Source organism: Micromonospora sp. WMMD735, from assembly GCF_049178995.1.
GTDB classification, from domain to species: domain Bacteria; phylum Actinomycetota; class Actinomycetes; order Mycobacteriales; family Micromonosporaceae; genus Micromonospora; species Micromonospora wenchangensis.
The window spans coordinates 4116636-4134125 of the sequence record NZ_JBMHMJ010000002.1 but is presented as its reverse complement, the minus strand read 5'-3'; the positions used below and the strand labels follow the sequence as shown (position 1 = coordinate 4134125).

General features: G+C 72.0%; 16 protein-coding genes. 7 read left to right on the top strand and 9 right to left on the bottom strand.

From position 1 onward, the window contains the following. Positions 1 to 5 precede the first annotated feature (5 nt). A complete protein-coding gene (locus tag ACN268_RS17560; RefSeq protein ID WP_204924907.1) occupies positions 6 to 260 on the top strand; it encodes a hypothetical protein in 255 nt (84 codons plus the stop codon). 122 nt (positions 261 to 382) lie between these two features. On the opposite strand, the gene ACN268_RS17555 is transcribed toward ACN268_RS17560, so the two are convergent. The 7 genes from ACN268_RS17555 to ACN268_RS17525 form a co-directional block, all read right to left on the bottom strand. Further along, positions 383 to 1120, bottom strand: a complete 738-nt coding sequence (locus ACN268_RS17555; protein ID WP_204924908.1) for a DUF4142 domain-containing protein — start codon at positions 1118 to 1120, stop codon at positions 383 to 385. Between the two features lie 131 nt (positions 1121 to 1251). Continuing rightward, positions 1252 to 2433: an ROK family protein gene (locus ACN268_RS17550; protein WP_204924909.1), complete on the bottom strand. Its 1182-nt coding sequence runs from the start codon at positions 2431 to 2433 to the stop codon at positions 1252 to 1254. Positions 2434 to 2473: 40 nt separating this feature from the next. Further along, on the bottom strand, positions 2474 to 3733 hold the full coding sequence (locus ACN268_RS17545; RefSeq protein ID WP_363651050.1) for a sugar ABC transporter permease: 1260 nt from the start codon (positions 3731 to 3733) through the stop codon (positions 2474 to 2476). After that, complete coding sequence (locus tag ACN268_RS17540) at positions 3730 to 4554, bottom strand: ATP-binding cassette domain-containing protein (RefSeq protein WP_421484109.1); 825 nt, start codon at positions 4552 to 4554, stop codon at positions 3730 to 3732. The genes ACN268_RS17545 and ACN268_RS17540 overlap by 4 nt, the downstream gene beginning before the upstream one ends. Positions 4555 to 4672: 118 nt before the next feature. After that, positions 4673 to 5773: a sugar ABC transporter substrate-binding protein gene (locus ACN268_RS17535; RefSeq protein WP_421484107.1), complete on the bottom strand. Its 1101-nt coding sequence runs from the start codon at positions 5771 to 5773 to the stop codon at positions 4673 to 4675. 210 nt (positions 5774 to 5983) lie between these two features. Then, entirely contained in the window at positions 5984 to 6463 is a 480-nt protein-coding gene (gene ybaK / locus ACN268_RS17530; RefSeq protein WP_421484106.1) for a Cys-tRNA(Pro) deacylase, read from the bottom strand. 10 nt (positions 6464 to 6473) lie between these two features. Further along, positions 6474 to 7793 (bottom strand): THUMP-like domain-containing protein, encoded by a 1320-nt coding sequence (locus ACN268_RS17525; protein WP_421484104.1) that lies wholly within the window; start codon positions 7791 to 7793, stop codon positions 6474 to 6476. 350 nt (positions 7794 to 8143) lie between these two features. Between ACN268_RS17525 and groES the strand changes: the two genes are divergently transcribed. The 4 genes from groES (at position 8144) to ACN268_RS17505 (ending at position 13552) form a co-directional block, all read left to right on the top strand. Next, positions 8144 to 8458 (top strand): co-chaperone GroES, encoded by a 315-nt coding sequence (gene groES, locus ACN268_RS17520; protein WP_204924915.1) that lies wholly within the window; start codon positions 8144 to 8146, stop codon positions 8456 to 8458. A 72-nt stretch (positions 8459 to 8530) separates the two neighbouring features. Further along, a complete protein-coding gene (groL, locus tag ACN268_RS17515) occupies positions 8531 to 10177 on the top strand; it encodes a chaperonin GroEL (protein WP_421484103.1) in 1647 nt (548 codons plus the stop codon). Between the two features lie 129 nt (positions 10178 to 10306). Further along, positions 10307 to 11932 (top strand): molybdopterin-dependent oxidoreductase, encoded by a 1626-nt coding sequence (locus tag ACN268_RS17510; RefSeq protein WP_421484102.1) that lies wholly within the window; start codon positions 10307 to 10309, stop codon positions 11930 to 11932. Positions 11933 to 12112: 180 nt separating this feature from the next. Beyond that, complete coding sequence (locus ACN268_RS17505; RefSeq protein ID WP_421484101.1) at positions 12113 to 13552, top strand: non-reducing end alpha-L-arabinofuranosidase family hydrolase; 1440 nt, start codon at positions 12113 to 12115, stop codon at positions 13550 to 13552. Positions 13553 to 13781: 229 nt separating this feature from the next. Here ACN268_RS17505 and ACN268_RS17500 read toward each other — a convergent pair whose 3' ends face one another. Further along, entirely contained in the window at positions 13782 to 14165 is a 384-nt protein-coding gene (locus ACN268_RS17500) for a WhiB family transcriptional regulator (RefSeq protein ID WP_088645816.1), read from the bottom strand. Positions 14166 to 14422: 257 nt separating this feature from the next. On the opposite strand from ACN268_RS17500, the gene ACN268_RS17495 reads away from it, so the two are divergent. After that, positions 14423 to 15241, top strand: coding sequence for a response regulator transcription factor (locus ACN268_RS17495; RefSeq protein ID WP_421484099.1), 819 nt, complete (start codon positions 14423 to 14425; stop codon positions 15239 to 15241). 58 nt (positions 15242 to 15299) lie between these two features. Here ACN268_RS17495 and ACN268_RS17490 read toward each other — a convergent pair whose 3' ends face one another. Then, positions 15300 to 15710, bottom strand: coding sequence for a DUF5319 domain-containing protein (locus tag ACN268_RS17490; protein WP_088645783.1), 411 nt, complete (start codon positions 15708 to 15710; stop codon positions 15300 to 15302). A gap of 195 nt (positions 15711 to 15905) precedes the next feature. On the opposite strand from ACN268_RS17490, the gene guaB reads away from it, so the two are divergent. Beyond that, entirely contained in the window at positions 15906 to 17468 is a 1563-nt protein-coding gene (gene guaB / locus ACN268_RS17485; RefSeq protein WP_088645784.1) for an IMP dehydrogenase, read from the top strand. The last annotated feature ends 22 nt before the right edge of the window (positions 17469 to 17490 follow it).

Genomic DNA, 17490 nt, shown 5'->3' with positions numbered 1-17490 from the left:
CCGACATGATCGTACGGATGTGGGAGGCGCGGGCCGAGTCGTACGGCTTCGCCGACCTGATCACCTGGGTGTGCGAGACGGCGTTGCCGGAGTTCGAGCACGATCCGCTGCACCTGTCCAGCGAGGTCTTCTCCTCCACCGACCACCGGGTGGTGGTCATCTCGAAGTGGCGCAGCAGCCCCCGGTCGCTGCCCGAGCCGCCGGCCACCCTGGTCGCCCGTCCCCCGCACACCTGGGACTTCACCCAGGTGGACCGCTGACCGTCCCGTCCCCGGCGCGGGGCCCGGAGAACCCGACGGCCCGGAAAGCCCGACGGCCCGGAAAGCCCGACGGCCCGCCGGCGGTGGTGCCGCCTGCGGGCCGTCGGGTCAGGTGCGCCGGGTCAACTGCGGCGCGTGATCCGCCAGGTGGCGTAGCCGCCCGCGCCGAGCGCGAGCAGGAAGACCGCCCAGACGACCGTGGTGCTGATCGCGACCGACGGGCCGGCGGCACCGGCCTGGGCGGCGGCGACCAGCGAGTCGTTCTGCGCGGCCGGGATCGCGGCCGGCGGCATCTGCTGCCAGCGGACCAGCCCGGTGCTCTCCAGCATGGCCATGTGGTCGTTGACGAACTTGTTGGCCTCGTCGGCGAGCTTGCGGACGGTGTTGTCCCGGGTGCTGGCCCGGACCGCGCCGATCACCGGGAAGATCTTGCCGTGGGCCACCCGGAGCCGGGTCACGAAGATCTGGTCGAACTGAGCACCGGAGGCGTTCTGCATCTCGGTCAGCCACCCCTTCTGCTCGGTGGTGGGGTCGCTCGGCAGCGTCGCGCCCAGCTTGTTGGCGGCCTGCACCACCAGCTCGTCGAGGACGCCGTGCTGCCTGGCGATCTCCGCGCCGACCTCCCGCACCCGCGCGGACTGGCCCTTCTCGGCGGCCATCGTGCCGGCCGGCATCTCCCAGAGCCCGGCCAACCGGACGCCGTTGAGCAGCGTCATGTCGGCGGCGTTCATCTGGTTGCCGGGTGCGGCGACCGCCATGCCGGGTAGCACGACCAGCCCGGCCAGGAAGGTGACGACCAGCACCGCCACCCGGTGGGTCCGGTTCCCTCGCCGACGACGTACGGAATCCAGCGGTGCCATGCTGCGGTGCCTCCTCGATCCGGGCCGACCTGTCCTGCCGGGCAGCGAACCGCCGGCTGCCCGTCCGTCCACTGGTACGGACTGTCGGGCCGATCAGTTCACCGGACGGCGTACGAGTCGGGGGTGTCCGTTCAGGCGGCGTCGAGCGGGTCGGCGAGGAGCCGTTCGAAGGCCAGTTCGGCAGCACCGACCAGGGCCGCGTCGTCGCCGAGTTTCGGGGTTCGCAGCCGGACGTGTTCCAGGCAGGCGGGCAGCCCGGTCTCGTTGAGCCGGCTGCGGACCTGGGCGGCGGCGGCCAGGTAGAGGTCCCGCATGGTGCCGCCGAAGATGACCATCTCCGGGTTGAAGATGTTGACCAGGTTCGCCACCCCGAAGCCGAGCCAGTCCCCGGCGTGCCGGACGGCGGTCTGGGCGCGGGCGTCACCCCGGTCGGCGGCGTCGAACACGGCCAGCAGCGCGTCGCGGCCCCGGGCCTCGGAGCGGCCGGCGGCCCGCAGCAGCCCGTACTCGCCGATCTGGGTCTCCCAGCAGCCCCGGGAGCCGCACTCGCAGGGGGTACCGTCGCGCACCACCACCATGTGTCCGACCTCGCCGCCGTAGCCGCCGTGGCCGGTCAGCCGGCGGCCACCGGCGATGATGCCGGCGCCGACACCGACGTCCCCGTACAGGTAGATGACGTTGTCGCAGCCGGCGGCGACGCCCCGGGCGTGCTCGGCGAAGGCGGCGACATCGGCCACGTTGCCCACCGTGACGGGCAGCTCGACGCCGAGTTCGACGGCGAGGGCGGCACCGATCGGCTCGTCCACCCAGCCGGTGGTGGGGCCGAGCCGGACCAGCCCGTCGGCCCTGCGGACCATGCCGCAGACCGCGACGCCGGCACCGACGCAGATCGACTCCGGGGGCACCCGCTCCCGCATCTGCTTGAGGGCGCCGGCCAGCATCGGGACGGTCTCCCCGGCGTCCAGGTCACGCGGCCGGTCCAGGTCCCGGCGGTCGAGCACCTCGCCGCCGAGCCCGACCCGCGCGGCCCGCAGCCGGTCCACCTCGATCGAGTACGCGTACGCGTAGACCCGGTCGGACTCGGGCCGGACGACCAGCGACGGTCGTCCGGCCCGGCCGGTCTCCTTCGGTGTGCCCTCGCTGACCAGGCCGGCTCCGGCCAGGTCGGCGGTGAGCGCGCCGATGGTGCTGCGGTTGAGCCCGAGGGCGGTGGTGAGTTCCGCGCGGGAGGTGGCGCCGTGCACGTGGACGTGCCGGAGCAGCGCCCCGAGGTTCTGCCGTCGGATCTCGTCCTGGCTCGGTCCTACCCGCATCGTCGCTGGCACCCCATGTCCCGCCGCTGGAGTACGCGGATCAGCGCGTTCCGGAGGCGGCGGCGCGGCGGCGCGACAGCGCGTCCACGCTGGCCGCGAGGAGCAGCACCACACCGGTGACGACGTACTTGACCCCGGCGCTGTAGCCCATCAGGCCCATGCCGTTGTCGATGACGGCGACCACCGCGCCACCGAGCACCGCGTCGAGGACCCGGCCCTTGCCGCCGAAGAGGCTGGTGCCGCCGATCACCGCCGCGCCGACGGCGTAGAGCAGCACGTTGCTGCCGCCGGTGTTCGGGTCGACCGAGTTGGCCCGGCTGGCCGCGACGATGCCGCCGACCGCCGCCATGGACGAGCAGATCACGAAGACCGAGATCCGGATCCGGTCGACGTTGATGCCGGCCCGGCGGGCGGCCTCCTTGTTGCCGCCGACGGCGTAGACGTGCCGGCCGTAGCTGGTGCGCTGGAGCACGAAGGTCCAGACGATCAGCAGCACCGCGATGACCGGCACCACGATCGGCACGCCCTTGAGCGAGTTGATCAGGACGTTGCGGCTGCGCTCCTGGTTGAGGATGTAGACCGCGATGCCGAGGATCAGGGTCAGACCGCCGATGCGGGCGAGCACCACCGCCATCGGGTCGGTGGTCAGCCCCCGGGACAGCCGCTTGCGGTGCCGCAGCAGTTGCACGGCGGCGTACCCGCCGATGGCGACGGCGGCCAGCGCCCAGCCGACGGCCGGCGGCAGGTTGCGGTTGGCGATCGCCACCAGCACCTCGTCGTTGACCGAGATGTTGGCGCCACCGCTGATCAGCATCAGCACGATGCCCTGGAAGGCGAGGAAGCCGGCCAGGGTGACCACGAACGACGGGATACCGATCTTGGCGACCAGGAAGCCGAGCACGGTGCCGATGACCACGCCGGTGAGGATCGCCGCGAGCACGGCCACGTACCAGGGGTAGCCGGCCTTGGTGGCGACGTTGGCCAGGATGGCCGCGCACACCCCGCTGGCGAAGCCGGCGGAGAGGTCGATCTCGCCGAGCAGCAGGACGAAGACCAGCCCCATGGCGATCAGGGTGACCGCCGCGCCCTGGGTGAACAGGTTGGCGAAGTTGCCGGCGGTGAGGAACGACGGTCGCATGATCGAGAAGACCGTGCAGAGCACGATCAGCCCGAGCACGGCGGGCAGCGCGCCGATGTCGCCGCCGCGGACCCGGCTCCAGTAGCCGCGGAGGTGGCTGCCGACGGTCGGCGGCGGCGTGACCGCCGCCGGGCCTTCCTTGCGCACGGCGGTGGTGGTCATCGAACGCCTCCTGGAGTGGTGTCGGCGGGCCCCGCGCCGGTGCCGTTGCCGGCGGTGACCGGTTCGCCGGTGAGACCGAGGTTGCCGGAACGGCCGGCGGTGATCAACTCGACGACCTGCGAGTGGGTGATGTCGGTGGTCTTCACCTGGGCGACCATCTGGCCGAGGTAGAGCGCGGCGATCCGGTCGGAGACCGCGAAGACGTCGTTCATGTTGTGCGAGATCAGCACCACGGCCAGGCCCTTGTCGGCCAGCCGGCGGACCAGTTCGAGGACCTGGGCGGTCTGTGCCACGCCCAGCGCGGCGGTCGGCTCGTCGAGGATGACCAGCTTGCTGTTCCAGAGCACCGCCTTGGCGATGGCGACGGTCTGCCGCTGCCCGCCGGAGAGGCTGGAGACGTGCTGGCGCAGCGACTTCACCGTCCGTACGGAGAGCCCGGCGAGGGTCTCCGCCGCCATCTGCTCCATGGTCGGCTCGTCGAGCACCAGCCCGCTGTGCTTCTCCCGGCCGAGGAACATGTTCTGCACGATGTCGAGGTTGTCGCAGAGCGCGAGGTCCTGGTAAACGACCTCGATGCCGAGGTTGGCGGCGTCCCGGGGGCTGGTGATGGTCACCGGTCGGCCGTCGAAGAGGAACTCGCCGGCGTCGGCCGGGTAGATGCCGCTGATGCACTTGACCAGGGTGGACTTGCCGGCGCCGTTGTCGCCGACCAGTGCGGTCACCTCTCCGGCGTGGGCGGCGAGGGCGACGTCGCGCAGGACCTGGACGGGACCGAAGCTCTTGTCGATCCCGCGCAGTTCCAGCAGGGGGGTCGCGGACACGGGGGTCTCCTTCGGACGGAGGGAAGATCTCGGAGCCCGTCCGGCGGCGAGCGCCGCCCGGCACGAGGTTCCGTGCCGGGCGGCGTCGCGTCGACGGGGTACGACGCTCGTCGTACGGTCAGCTGATGCCGTTGGCGGTGCAGAGCGCGGCGTACGCGCCGGTGCAGAGCTTCGCCTTGTCGACGTAGCCGTCGGCCACGACGTCCTTGACGGTCGCCTTGTCGATCGCCTTCGGCTCCAGCAGCACGGACGGGACGTCCCGGCCGCTCTCCGGGTCCTTGACCGTCTGCCCGGTCTCCTTGCGCTCGCCCTTGGCCACGGCGATGGCCAGCTCGGCGGCCGCGTCGGCCTCCTTCTTGACGGCCTTGTAGACGGTCATGCACTGGTCACCGGCGAGGATGTTCTGCAGGCCGGTCACGTCGGCGTCCTGGCCGGTCACCGGGACCTTGCCGTTGAGCTTGTTCTTCTTCAGCACCGAGACGGCGGCGTTGCCGAGACCGTCGTTGGCGGAGAGCACACCGTCGATCTTGCCGCCGGTCTGGGTGAGCATCTGCTCGAAGATCGTGGCGGCCTGCGCCGGGTCCCAGTCCGGCACCGACTGGTCCGGGCCCTTGGTGTATTCCTTCGACTCGAACTTCGGCTTGAGCACCGAGTCGTAGCCGTTCTTGAACAGGGTGGCGTTGTTGTCGGTCGGCGAGCCGTTGAGGTAGGCGACCGTCGGGTTCTTGACGCCCTTCTCGGTCAGGCACTTGACCAGGCCCTCGCCCTGGAGCTTGCCGACGGCCTCGTTGTCGAAGCTGACGTAGTACTGCGCGGACCCGCCCAGGGTGAGCCGGTCGTAGTCGATCGTGGCGACACCCTGCGACTTCGCCTTGTCCAGCACGGCCTTGCCGGTGCCGGAGTCCAGGTTGACGATCATCAGGGTGGTGACCCCGCTGGTGATCATCTGGTCGGCGATGGTCTGGAAGGCGTTCTTGTCGTTCTGCGCGTTCTGGATGTCCGACTCGACACCGGCGGCGTCGAAGGCGGCCTTGAGGAACCTGCGGTCGGCGGTCTCCCAGCGGGCGGAGGACTTGCTGTCCGGCAGGATCACGCCGATCTTCGGCTTCTTGGCGGCGGTGCCGCCGGCGTCGTCGCTCGTGGAGTCGTCGCCACAGGCGGCCATGCTGCCGGTGGCCAGCAGGCCCACGGCGGCGAAGGTGAGGAAGCCCTTGCGCATCTGCACGGGTCCTTTCGAGGGTGGGGGAGGAGTGGTCGGTGTTTTGTTGTGTCCGGCAACGTATTCCCGCCCGCGAGCCGGGCGCAAGACTGCCGAGGTCAGAAGTTTGTTGGCGGCGGTAACAATTCAGCAACGCGGTTGTCACCCCCGGGACACCCGCCCCGCAATCACGCTGCGTGTCCGGTCTGCGACCGGCTCCTGACGGCCGGGTCAGCCGGCGGCGATCCGCGCGGTGCCGGCGTCGGTGAGGGCCACCAGGTCCGCCGGGGCGAGCTGGAGCTGCAACCCCCGCCGGCCGGCCGACACGTAGACGGTGTCGTGGTCCAGCGCGGAGACGTCGACCACCGTCGGCAACCGTCGCCGCTGGCCCAGCGGGCTGATCCCGCCCCGTACGTAACCGGTGCTCCGCTCGGCGGCGGCCCGGTCGGCCAGCGCGGCCCGCTTGCCACCCAGCGCCGCGGCCAGCGCCTTGAGGTTCAGCTCGCCGGTGACCGGGACGACCGCCACCGCCAGCGCCCCGTCGACCTCGGCGACGAGCGTCTTGAACACCCGCTCCGGTGGCACGCCGAGCGCCGCCGCGACCAGCGCGCCGTAGTTCGGCGCGTCCGGCGCGACGTCGTACGGGTGGGTGCGGTGGGCGATCCTGCGCCTGGTCAGCAGCGCCGTCGCCGCGGTGGCCTGTCCCGCCATGCCGGTCACGCTAGCCCGGCGGGCCCCCGTCCGCGACCGGTCGGCCGACCAGCACCGTCGGCGCGCCGGCCACCCGGGTCAGCACCAGGCTGGCCGGATTCTCCCCGGCCAGGCGCAGGTCCCGGCGCAGTTGCTCGGGCGACAACGCCGAGCCCCGCTTGAGGATCTCCACCCGGCCGACCCGGCGCTCCCGCAGCAGCGCGCGCAGCCGCTTCAGCGAGAACGGCAGCACGTCGACGATCTCCAGACACCTGCCGAACGGGGTGGGGCGCGGGGCGTCCGCGTAGAGGTAGGCGATGCTCGGGTCGCCAAGCGTCGCGTCGAGGGTGTCGGCCAGTTCGGCGACCAGGTGCGCCCGGACCACCGCCGGGTCCGGGTCGTACAGGTAGCGCCGTACCGGTCCGACTCCCGCCTCGACGTCACCCGTGCCGGTCAGTTGGTGGCTCCGTTCCGGCGGGTCACCGGGGACGGCCGGGCGGTGGTCGTCGGTCGTCCCGGCACCGGGACCCGTGTGCCGCTCCCCGGGGGTCGCCGGGTCGCCCGCCGGGCGCTGCCGGTCGGCGGGCCCCACCCGCAGCACGGTCGCCCGGCGGGGCACCCCGGCGAGCGGGCCGCCCCACAGGGCCGCCTCGACCAGGTCGCCGTCGACGCTGACCCACTCCGCCTCGGCGTCGGCCGGGATCCGGGCGTGGTCGATGCCGGGAGCCACCTTCACCACCGTGTGCGGCACCCGCGCGGCCAGCCCGGTGACGAAGTCCCACGGCGGCGAGTAGGCGTCCGGGTCGAAGATCCGCCGTCCGGTGCCGGCCCGTCGTCGGGCCGGATCGCAGAAGACCGCGTCGACCCGGGTCACGTCGAACGCCGTCGCGTCGCCGCACTCCACGGTGAACCGCCCGGCCAGCCCGGCTGCCTCGGCGTTCGCGGCGGCCAGCGCGGCGGTGACCGGGTCGGCCTCCACGCCGTAGACCCGGATGCCGGCGCGGGCGGCGGCGAGCGCGTCGGCACCGAGGCCGCAACCCAGGTCGGCGAGGGTGCGTACCCCGGCGGCGGCGAGCCGGGCGGCCCGCCGGTCGGCGACCACCCGGCGGGTGGCCTGCTCCAGACCGGGGCGGGTGAGGAACATCCCGGCCGCCTCCGGGCCGAACTTGCCGACCGCGCGGCGACGCAGCTCGGCCTGGGTCAGCGCGGCGGCGGCCAGCCCGGCCGGCACCCCGCGCGAGCGCAGTGCCGCCGCCGCGACCAGCGGGTCGCCGCCGGCCACCCCGGCCGCCGCGGCGAGCGCGGCCGACCCCTCGGCGGTACGCAGCGCGGCGAACTGGTCGAGATCCACCCGCCCATTGTCCGGCCCTCCCGGGAGATCGACTCAGGCGGGCCGATGTCGCGGTGTCCGAGCGGTGTCGTCACCGCAACCTCCCCACCCTTGAGTTGATCATGGCGGGCGGTTGAACGGCGGCGACACGAAGGGCGGCAGATTGGCACTCTCCTTGACGGAGTGCTAGCCGAGGAATAACCTGCGATTAGCACTCTCACCCCGAGGGTGCCAGCGTTCGGGCCGTCCGGCCCGGGTGCTGAACGCCAGGCGGACCGGCACCCGCGACGACGGCCCCGCCCGGTGGCATGTGGCAGATTGACGCTGGTCGGACTCTCGGCCGGCAACGAAACCAAGTACCCCAGGAGGGTATGCCCGTGACTACCGCGACCAAGGTTGCGATCAAGCCGCTCGAGGACCGGATCGTGGTCCAGGCGAACGAGGCTGAGACCACCACGGCGTCGGGCATCGTGATCCCCGACACCGCCAAGGAGAAGCCGCAGGAGGGCACCGTCCTCGCCGTCGGCCCCGGCCGGATCGACGACAAGGGCAACCGCGTGCCGCTCGACGTCAACGTCGGCGACACCGTCCTCTACTCGAAGTACGGCGGCACCGAGATCAAGTACGCCGGCGAGGAGTACCTGGTGCTCTCCGCCCGCGACGTTCTCGCGGTCATCGAGAAGTAACCAACCGATTCCCGTGTCGTCGCCCCGGTCCGGCTCGCCGGGCCGGGGCGACGACGCTTCGAAGGGACATTCATGGCGAAGATCCTGAGCTTCTCGGACGACGCCCGGCACCTGCTGGAGCACGGTGTCAACGCCCTCGCGGACGCGGTCAAGGTCACCCTCGGCCCGCGCGGGCGCAACGTCGTCCTGGACAAGAAATTCGGTGCGCCGACGATCACCAACGATGGTGTGACCATCGCCAAGGAGATCGAGCTCACCAACCCGTACGAGAACCTCGGCGCGCAGCTGGTCAAGGAGGTGGCGACGAAGACCAACGACGTCGCCGGCGACGGGACCACCACCGCGACCGTGCTGGCCCAGGCCATGGTCCGCGAGGGCCTGCGCAACGTGGCCGCCGGGGCCAACCCGACCGGCCTCAAGCGGGGCGTCGACGCGGCGGCCACCAAGGTCTCCGAGTCGCTGCTCGGCCGGGCCGTCGAGGTGGCCGACAAGAAGGCGATCGCGCACGTCGCGACGATCTCGGCGCAGGACGCCACCATCGGTGAGCTGATCGCCGAGGCGATGGAGCGGGTCGGCCGCGACGGTGTCATCACCGTCGAGGAGGGCTCCACCCTCAACACCGAGCTGGAGGTGACCGAGGGTCTCCAGTTCGACAAGGGCTTCATCTCGCCGAACTTCGTCACCGACTCGGAGTCGCAGGAGTCGGTGCTGGAGGACCCGTACATCCTCATCACCACGCAGAAGATCTCGGCGATCGAGGAGCTGCTGCCGCTGCTGGAGAAGGTTCTCCAGAACAACAAGCCGCTGCTGATCGTCGCCGAGGACGTCGAGGGCCAGGCGCTGTCCACCCTGGTGGTCAACGCGATCCGCAAGACCGTCAAGGTCTGCGCGGTCAAGGCCCCCGGCTTCGGCGACCGCCGCAAGGCGATGCTCCAGGACATGGCGATCCTGACCGGCGCCGAGCTGGTCGCCCCGGAGCTGGGCTACCGGCTCGACCAGGTCGGCCTGGAGGCGCTCGGCACCGCCCGGCGCGTCGTGGTCGACAAGGAGAACACCACGGTCGTCGACGGCGGCGGCAAGTCCGCCGAGGTCGCCGACCGGGTCGCCCAGATCCGCAAGGAGATCGAGGCGTCCGACTCCGACTGGGACCGGGAGAAGCTGGCCGAGCGGCTGGCGAAGCTCTCCGGCGGCATCGCGGTCATCAAGGCGGGCGCGGCGACCGAGGTCGAGATGAAGGAGCGCAAGCACCGCATCGAGGACGCGATCGCCGCCACCAAGGCCGCTGTCGAGGAGGGGACGGTTCCCGGCGGCGGTGCCGCGCTGGCCCAGATCCGCTCGGTGCTCGACGACGACCTCGGCCTGACCGGTGACGAGAAGGTCGGTGTCTCGATCGTGCGCAAGGCGCTGGTCGAGCCGCTGCGCTGGATCGCCCAGAACGCCGGCCACGACGGCTACGTGGTGGTGGAGAAGGTCGCCGGCCAGGACTGGGGCCAGGGCCTCGACGCCGCTCAGGGCGAGTACGTCGACCTGGTCAAGTCCGGCATCATCGACCCGGTGAAGGTGACCCGCAACGCGGTCACCAACGCCGCGTCGATCGCCGGCCTCCTGCTGACCACCGAGAGCCTGGTGGTCGAGAAGCCGGAGCAGCCGGAGCCGGCCGCCGCCGGTGGGCACGGCCACGGCCACGGTCACGGCCACCAGCACGGCCCGGGTTTCTGACCCGGTAGCACGCCAGGTCAGGGCGCACCGTCGTACTTCGGCGGTGCGCCCTGACGCGTACGGTGACCGCTGCTTACGGAACGGTGACGTGGTTGGCGGCCGGCCCGGTCGATCGACGACACTGGCCGGATGAGCACCACCCCCCGTGGCTTCGCCGCGCTGGCCGGGGTCACCGCCGCCGTGGTGGCCATCGGTGTCGCCGAGCCGGTCGCCGTCCTCACCGGTCCCCGTTCCGCCCCGCTGATCGCCGTCGGCGGGGTCGTGGTCGACACGGTCCCCGAGCCGCTCAAGCAGTTCGCCATCGACGTCTTCGGCAGGTACGACAAGATCGCCCTGCTGGTCGGCACGGCGGTGCTGCTGGCGGCGTTCGCCGCCGGGATCGGGGTGCTCGCCGTGCGTCGGCTCGCGGTCGGGCTGGTGGGCATCGCGGCGTTCACCGGTCTCGGTGTCGCCGCCGCGCTCACCCGGGCCGGCGCGGATGCCGCCGACGCGCTCCCCGCCCTGGTCGGCGGGGGGTTGGGCGGGCTGGTGCTCTGGGCCTTCGTGGCCGGTCCCTGGCAGCTCGACCCCTGGCCCTGGCAGCCGCCCACCCCGCTGTCCGCCACCCCGCCGGCCGCTCCGGGGCCGACCCCCGCCGGTCCGGGCAGCGGTCCGCCGGCCGGGTGGGAGCCGTTGGAGTCGACCGACCCCGAGTCCCGGCGGCGGTTCCTGCGTGGTGCGGGCCTGCTCGCGGGCGCGGCGACCGTGGCGGGGCTGGGCGGGCACTGGCTCGCCGGGCGGCGGGGGGTCTCGGCGGCCCGGCAGGCGGTCGCGTTGCCCACCCCGTCGGCGGTGGCACCGACGGTGCCGGCCGGCGCGGACCTGTCCCTGGCCCAGCTCGCCCCCTACACCACGCCGAACGGCGGCTTCTACCGGATCGACACGGCGCTGGTGGTGCCGCAGGTCGACCCGGAGACCTGGCGGCTGCGCATCCACGGCCGGGTGCGCAACCCGATCGAGCTGACCTTCGCCGAGCTGCTCGCCCGGCCGATGGTGGAGCGGTACGTCACCCTGGCCTGCGTCTCCAACGAGGTGGGTGGGGACCTGATCGGCAACGCCCGGTGGCTGGGCGTACCGATCCGGGAACTGCTCGACGAGGCGGAGCCGGAGGAGGGGGCCGACCAGGTGGTCGGCCGCTCGGTCGACGGTTGGACCTGCGGCACCCCGACAGCGGCGCTGCGCGACGGGCGGGACGCCCTGCTGGCGGTGGGGATGAACGGCGAGCCGCTCCCCGTCGAGCACGGCTTCCCGGTGCGGATGGTGGTGCCGGGCCTCTACGGGTACGTGTCGGCCTGCAAGTGGGTGACCGAGTTGGAATTGACCAGCTTCGCCGACTTCGACGCGTACTGGGTGCCGCGTGGCTGGTCGGCGCAGGGGCCGGTGAAGACGCAGTCGCGGATCGACACCCCCCGCGCGCGTAACCGGCTGACCACGGGCGAGGTGACGGTGGCCGGGGTGGCCTGGGCGCAGCACCGGGGGATCAGCCGGGTCGAGGTACGCGTCGACGGCGGCGCGTGGCAGGAGGCGACCCTCGCCCCGACGGTGTCGGTGGACACCTGGGTGCAGTGGTCGTGGCGGTGGCCGGCGACCGCGGGTGAGCACACCCTCCAGGTGCGGGCGACCGACCGGGACGGCGGGACGCAGACCCCGTTGACCGCGCCGGTCGCCCCGGACGGTGCGACGGGTTGGCACAGCGTCACAGTCACCGTCCGCTGATTCCCCATCAGCGTTAAGTCATCAAGAGTGATCAATGTTCGGATAGCCAAAAATTCCACAGCGATATCGAGGGTTGAGGCTGTGGGAGCGCTCCCGTAACATACCTGACGCGACTGTTAACGTTAACCTAACAACGGCCACCACCAATGTGCAGGTCGCATCCCGTCAGGAGGGTGTTTTATGTCCAGATCCAGATCGGCCAATGTCGGCCTGATCTCGGCCGGTGTCGCGTTGCTGGCGTCGGCGTCGGTAGTCACCGCGCTGCCCGCAGGCGCGGCGGCGGCGGGATGCTCGGTGAACTACACCGTCTCCTCCGAGTGGGGCGGTGGCTTCGGGGCCAACGTGGCCATCACCAACCTGGGTGACGCGCTCAACGGTTGGACGCTGACCTGGTCCTTCGCCTCCGGGCAGTCGGTGACCCAGGCGTGGAACGCGACCGTGACGCAGAGCGGCTCGGCGGTGACCGCCAAGAACGTGAGCTACAACGGCGCGATCCCGACCAACGGCTCGGTGTCGTTCGGCTTCAACGGGGCCTGGACGTCGAGCAACCCCGTCCCGACGAGCTTCGCGCTCAACGGGGTGGCCTGCAACGGCGGCCCGAACCCGACCACCCCGCCGCCGACGACCCCGCCGCCGACCACCCCGCCCCCCACGACCCCGCCGCCGACCACGCCCCCGCCGACCACCCCGCCGCCGACGGGCAACTGCTCCCTGCCGACGTCGTACCGGTGGTCGTCGACCGGCCCGCTGGCGCAGCCGAAGGCCGGCTGGGCGTCGCTCAAGGACTTCACCATCGCCCCCTACCAGGGCAAGCAGTTGGTGTACGCCACCACCCACAGCAGCAGCGCCACCGGTGGCTGGGGTTCGATGAACTTCGGCCTGGTCGACAACCTCAACCAGCTCGCCACGGCCCCCCAGAACACCATGAGCCAGAGCACTGTCGCGCCGTCGCTGTTCTACTTCGCGCCGAAGAACATCTGGATCCTCGCCCACCAGTGGGGTCCGACGTCGTTCTCGTACCGCACGTCGACCAACCCGGCCAACGCCAACGGCTGGTCGGCCGCGCAGACCCTGTCGACCGCGAAGATCACCGACTCCGGCACCGGCGTGATCGACCAGACGATCATCGGCGACGACCAGAACATGTACCTGTTCTTCGCCGGTGACAACGGCAAGATCTACCGCCAGGTCATGCCGATCGGGAACTTCCCGGGCAGCTTCGGCTCCAACTACACGACCATCATGAGCGACACCTCGGAGAACATCTTCGAGGCACCGCAGGTCTACAAGGTCGCGGGCCGCAACCAGTACCTGATGATCATCGAGGCCCGGACCAGCGGCTGGGAGCGCTACTTCCGCTCGTTCACGGCGACCAGCCTGGGCGGCACCTGGACGCCGAACGCGACGACCTACAACAACCCGTTCGCGGGCAAGGCCAACAGCGGTGCCACCTGGACCAACGACATCAGCCACGGTGAGCTGCTGCGTACCAGCGCCGACCAGACGAACACGATCGACCCGTGCAACCTGCAACTGCTCTACCAGGGCCGCGCCACGAACTCGGGCGGTGACTACGGCCTCCTGCCGTACCGGCCGGGTCTGCTGACCCTGCAGCGCTGACGGCGTGACGCAGGTGCGAGCCCGCTGTTCCTGACTCCCGCGACCGGCGGCGAAAGCCGTACCGGGTGAGCCGCACGACGGCTCGGCGCAGGATCGGGTGAAACGAAGGGGCGGGTCCGGCATCGCCGGGCCCGCCCCGCTCCTTGTGCCGGCCGGCGCACGGGCCGGGAAACGACGAGGCCGCGCTCCGGTTTCCGGAGTGCGGCCTCGTCGAGGTGTGGTGGGTCGGTCAGGCGATCTTGCGCTGGGCCGGTACTGCGGTCTTGTGCGACGCACCGAGCCGGGCCTCCATGCGGGCGATGTCCACCCGGGTCTGCCGGCGGTCGGCCAGGTCCTCCCAGCCGAGGGCGAGCAGCCGCAGCCGCTCGGACTCGCTGAGGCCGCCCCAGACGCCGTACGGCTCCCGCACGGACAGGGCGTGCGCCGCGCACTCGGCCCGCACCGGGCAGGCCTGGCAGACGGACTTGGCGCCGGACTCCCGGCGCAGCCGGGACGAACCCCGCTCGCCGTCCGGGTGGAAGAACTGCGCGCTGTCCCGGCCCCGACAGGCGCCGAGACGCTGCCAGTCCCACAGGTCGACGATGGGTCCGGGCAGTCTACGTACGTTCGACATCAGCACCCCTCCTCCCGCGCGGCACCGCGGAGATCCTCGTTGAACCGGCGTCCGGGCTGTGGTCCGCGCTGGCGTACCCCGTTTCCGGCGTGGAGCCTCGGTACCCGAACCCTCGCCGACTCACACGTGTTGAGATCGAAAACCCGAAGCCTCCTGCGTCGTATGACCCAAATGTCGGAAAAGTTCAGAGGATTGCCCGGAACCTCCTCCCCGGTGGACCCCGTCATGGTCTGCTCGTGTCCGGAGAGGAGACCACCGTGCGTACCGTTCTCGTATGCGTTCGGACACCGATCGCCGCGCAGCAGTTGACCAACGCGGCGGCGCGACTCGGCCTGGCCGCGGCCGTCCGGACAGCCGTCTCCGATCCCGAGGTGATGCTGCGGCTCGCCGAGCGCCCGGTCGACGTGGTGCTGGCCGACACGGCGCTCACCCGGCCGGACAGCGCCGGCTTCGTGCGCCGGGTGCTCGCCCGCGCCCCGCAGGCCGCGGTGCTGCTGCTCGGCACCGAGGAGTCGGAGGCGGCGGCGGCCACCATCAGCGCCGGGGCGCGGGGCCTGATCCAGGGTGCCGACCACGACCTGACCAGCGCGGTGGCGAAGGCGTTGCTGCTGCTCGCAGCGCCCGGCCGGCCCGCCCGGCACCGGGTCGCCGACCCCGCCCGGGACACCGCCGCGGTCGGCGCGCCTCCCCGCCCCGGTCGCCCGCCCGCGCCGGGCTGGTCACCGCCGCCGGCCGACGGTACGCCCGGCGCGCCGTCGGTGGTGCCCGTGCAGCGCGGCGACGACGAGGTCGAGGGGGAGCCGGAGGGCACGCCGGCCGAGCCGGCCCCGGCCACCGGGTTGCCGCGTCCGACCTCCGGCGCCCGCGCCGGCCGGACCTCGGTCGGGCTGACCGAACGCGAACTCCAGGTGCTGCTCGGCATGGCCGAGGGCAAGAGCAACGCGGAGATCGGCCGGGAGTTGTTCGTCTCGGAGGACACCGTCAAGACACACGCCAGGCGGCTGTTCCGCAAGCTCGGCGCGCGGGACCGGGCACACGCGGTGGCCGCCGGCTTCCGCGCCGGCCTGGTCGCCTGAACGCTCCCGTCCCCCGACCCGGTCGGTCCGGCGGTGGCGGGCCGGGTCTGCCCGGAGGTCAGTCGTCGGAGTCGGTGTCGTCGCCCGCGGACTCGGTGAGCGTGTCGTGCACCCCGTCGGCGTAGCCCCGGGCGTAGTCCCAGGTGACGTAGTGGTCCGGGTCGGGGTCGTAGGCCGGCTCGTGCACCCGGGGTCGGCCCGAGCTGAGCAGGTGCCGCAGGTTGCCCCGGAGCAGGTCCCAGTCGAAGTAGTGCGGCTCGCGACAGTCCTCGCACTCGATGACCAGCCCGCGTACCCCGATCGGGGACAGCAGGGCCTGGTAGATCTCCAGGTCGGCGAGGTCTTCCAGCACGTCCTGCCGCTCGACCTCGGTCAGCGGGTCGAGCGGGGCGTCGTCGCCCGGATCGTCCAGCCCCGCAGCCGGATCGGCCGGGTCGCCGTTGAACGGGTCGATGGGCTCGTCGTGCACCCCCTCACCGTAGACCCAACCCTCGCCGCACGCGCCCCCCGGCGGTCGCTGTGGCGTCGCCGACCCCGACCGGTCGCCGGCGAGGGCCGCCCTGCTCAGTGGGTACGATGAGACGACTCGCCGTCACCCCGGCGTGCGCCGGTGCCGCGCGCGCCGCCTCGCTGAATCCCGTCCGAGCAGCTCAGGGGAGCAATCGTGGAGAATTCGCCCAGCACCGATCTTCCGGCCGGCGTCGACAGCGGCGAGTGGGGCGGCCACCTGCCGGAGCTGCCCGCCGGGTCGGCGCGGGTGGTGCCGCTCGGCCTGACCTTCGACGACGTGCTGCTCCAGCCCGGCGAGTCGGACGTGGTGCCCAGCCGGGTGAACACCCGGACCCGGCTCACCCGCAACGTGGAGCTGTCCATCCCGCTGCTGTCCAGCGCGATGGACACCGTCACCGAGGCCCGGATGGCGATCGCGATGGCCCGTCAGGGCGGCATCGGCGTGCTGCACCGCAACCTCTCCCTGGAGGACCAGGCGCTCCAGGTCGACCTGGTCAAGCGCTCCGAGTCCGGCATGATCACCAACCCGGTGACGGCCAGCCCCGAGGACACCCTGCGTGAGGTCGACGAGCTGTGCGGCCGTTACCGCATCTCCGGCGTCCCGGTGGTCGACGGCGAGGGCCAGCTCGTGGGCATCGTCACCAACCGGGACATGCGGTTCGTCTCCGACCCGGCCACCCCGGTCCACGCGATCATGACCCGGACGCCGCTGGTCACCGCCCCGGTGGGGGTGAGCAAGGACGACGCGCTCACGCTGCTGCGCCAGCACAAGGTCGAGAAGCTGCCGATCGTGGACGACTCCGGGCGGCTGCGTGGCCTGATCACCGTCAAGGACTTCACCAAGAGCGAGCAGTACCCGGACGCCACCAAGGACGACGCCGGCCGGCTGCGGGTCGCCGCCGCCATCGGCGTCGGCGAGGACGCCTACAAGCGGGCCCGCACCCTGGTCGACGCGGGTGTCGACGTGCTGATCGTGGACACCGCGCACGGCCACCAGCGGGCCGTGCTGGACATGGTCCGCCGGCTCAAGGCCGACGTCACGATCGACATCGTGGGCGGCAACGTGGCCACCTACGCCGGGGCGAAGGCCCTGGTCGACGCCGGTGCCGACGGCGTCAAGGTGGGGGTGGGCCCGGGTGCCATCTGCACCACCCGGATCGTCGCCGGGGTCGGGGTGCCGCAGGTGACCGCGATCATGGAGGCGGCCCGCGCGGCCCGTCCGGCCGGCGTTCCGGTGATCGGCGACGGCGGCATCCAGTATTCAGGTGACATCGCCAAGGCCCTGGTGGCCGGTGCCGACACGGTGATGCTCGGCAGCCTGCTGGCCGGCTGCGAGGAGAGCCCCGGCGAGCTGATCTTCGTCAACGGCAAGCAGTTCAAGGCGTACCGGGGGATGGGCTCGCTGGGCGCGATGCAGTCCCGGGGCCAGGCCAAGTCGTACAGCAAGGACCGCTACTTCCAGCAGGACGTGCTCAGCGACGACAAGCTGGTGCCGGAGGGCGTGGAGGGCCAGGTGCCCTACCGGGGGCCGCTGTCCCGGGTGGCCCACCAGCTGGTCGGCGGGCTGCGGCTGGCGATGGGGTACGCCGGGGCGGAGAACATCCCCGACCTGCACCACCGGGGCCAGCTCATCCGGATCACCGCGGCCGGGCTCAAGGAGAGCCACCCGCACGACATCCAGATGACCGTCGAGGCCCCCAACTACCACACCCGCTGACCCACCACCCCAAACCACCTGG

Coding starts and splice junctions, on each gene's coding strand:
- ACN268_RS17555 (WP_204924908.1), bottom strand. CDS start 1,120: ATGGCACCGCTGGATTCCGTACGTCGTCGGCGAGGGAACCGGACCCAC.
- ybaK (WP_421484106.1), bottom strand. CDS start 6,463: ATGGCGGGACAGGCCACCGCGGCGACGGCGCTGCTGACCAGGCGCAGG.
- groL (WP_421484103.1), top strand. CDS start 8,531: ATGGCGAAGATCCTGAGCTTCTCGGACGACGCCCGGCACCTGCTGGAG.
- ACN268_RS17500 (WP_088645816.1), bottom strand. CDS start 14,165: ATGTCGAACGTACGTAGACTGCCCGGACCCATCGTCGACCTGTGGGAC.
- ACN268_RS17560 (WP_204924907.1), top strand. CDS start 6: ATGATCGTACGGATGTGGGAGGCGCGGGCCGAGTCGTACGGCTTCGCC.
- ACN268_RS17510 (WP_421484102.1), top strand. CDS start 10,307: ATGAGCACCACCCCCCGTGGCTTCGCCGCGCTGGCCGGGGTCACCGCC.
- groES (WP_204924915.1), top strand. CDS start 8,144: ATGCCCGTGACTACCGCGACCAAGGTTGCGATCAAGCCGCTCGAGGAC.
- ACN268_RS17550 (WP_204924909.1), bottom strand. CDS start 2,433: ATGCGGGTAGGACCGAGCCAGGACGAGATCCGACGGCAGAACCTCGGG.
- ACN268_RS17545 (WP_363651050.1), bottom strand. CDS start 3,733: ATGACCACCACCGCCGTGCGCAAGGAAGGCCCGGCGGCGGTCACGCCG.
- ACN268_RS17505 (WP_421484101.1), top strand. CDS start 12,113: ATGTCCAGATCCAGATCGGCCAATGTCGGCCTGATCTCGGCCGGTGTC.
- ACN268_RS17535 (WP_421484107.1), bottom strand. CDS start 5,773: ATGCGCAAGGGCTTCCTCACCTTCGCCGCCGTGGGCCTGCTGGCCACC.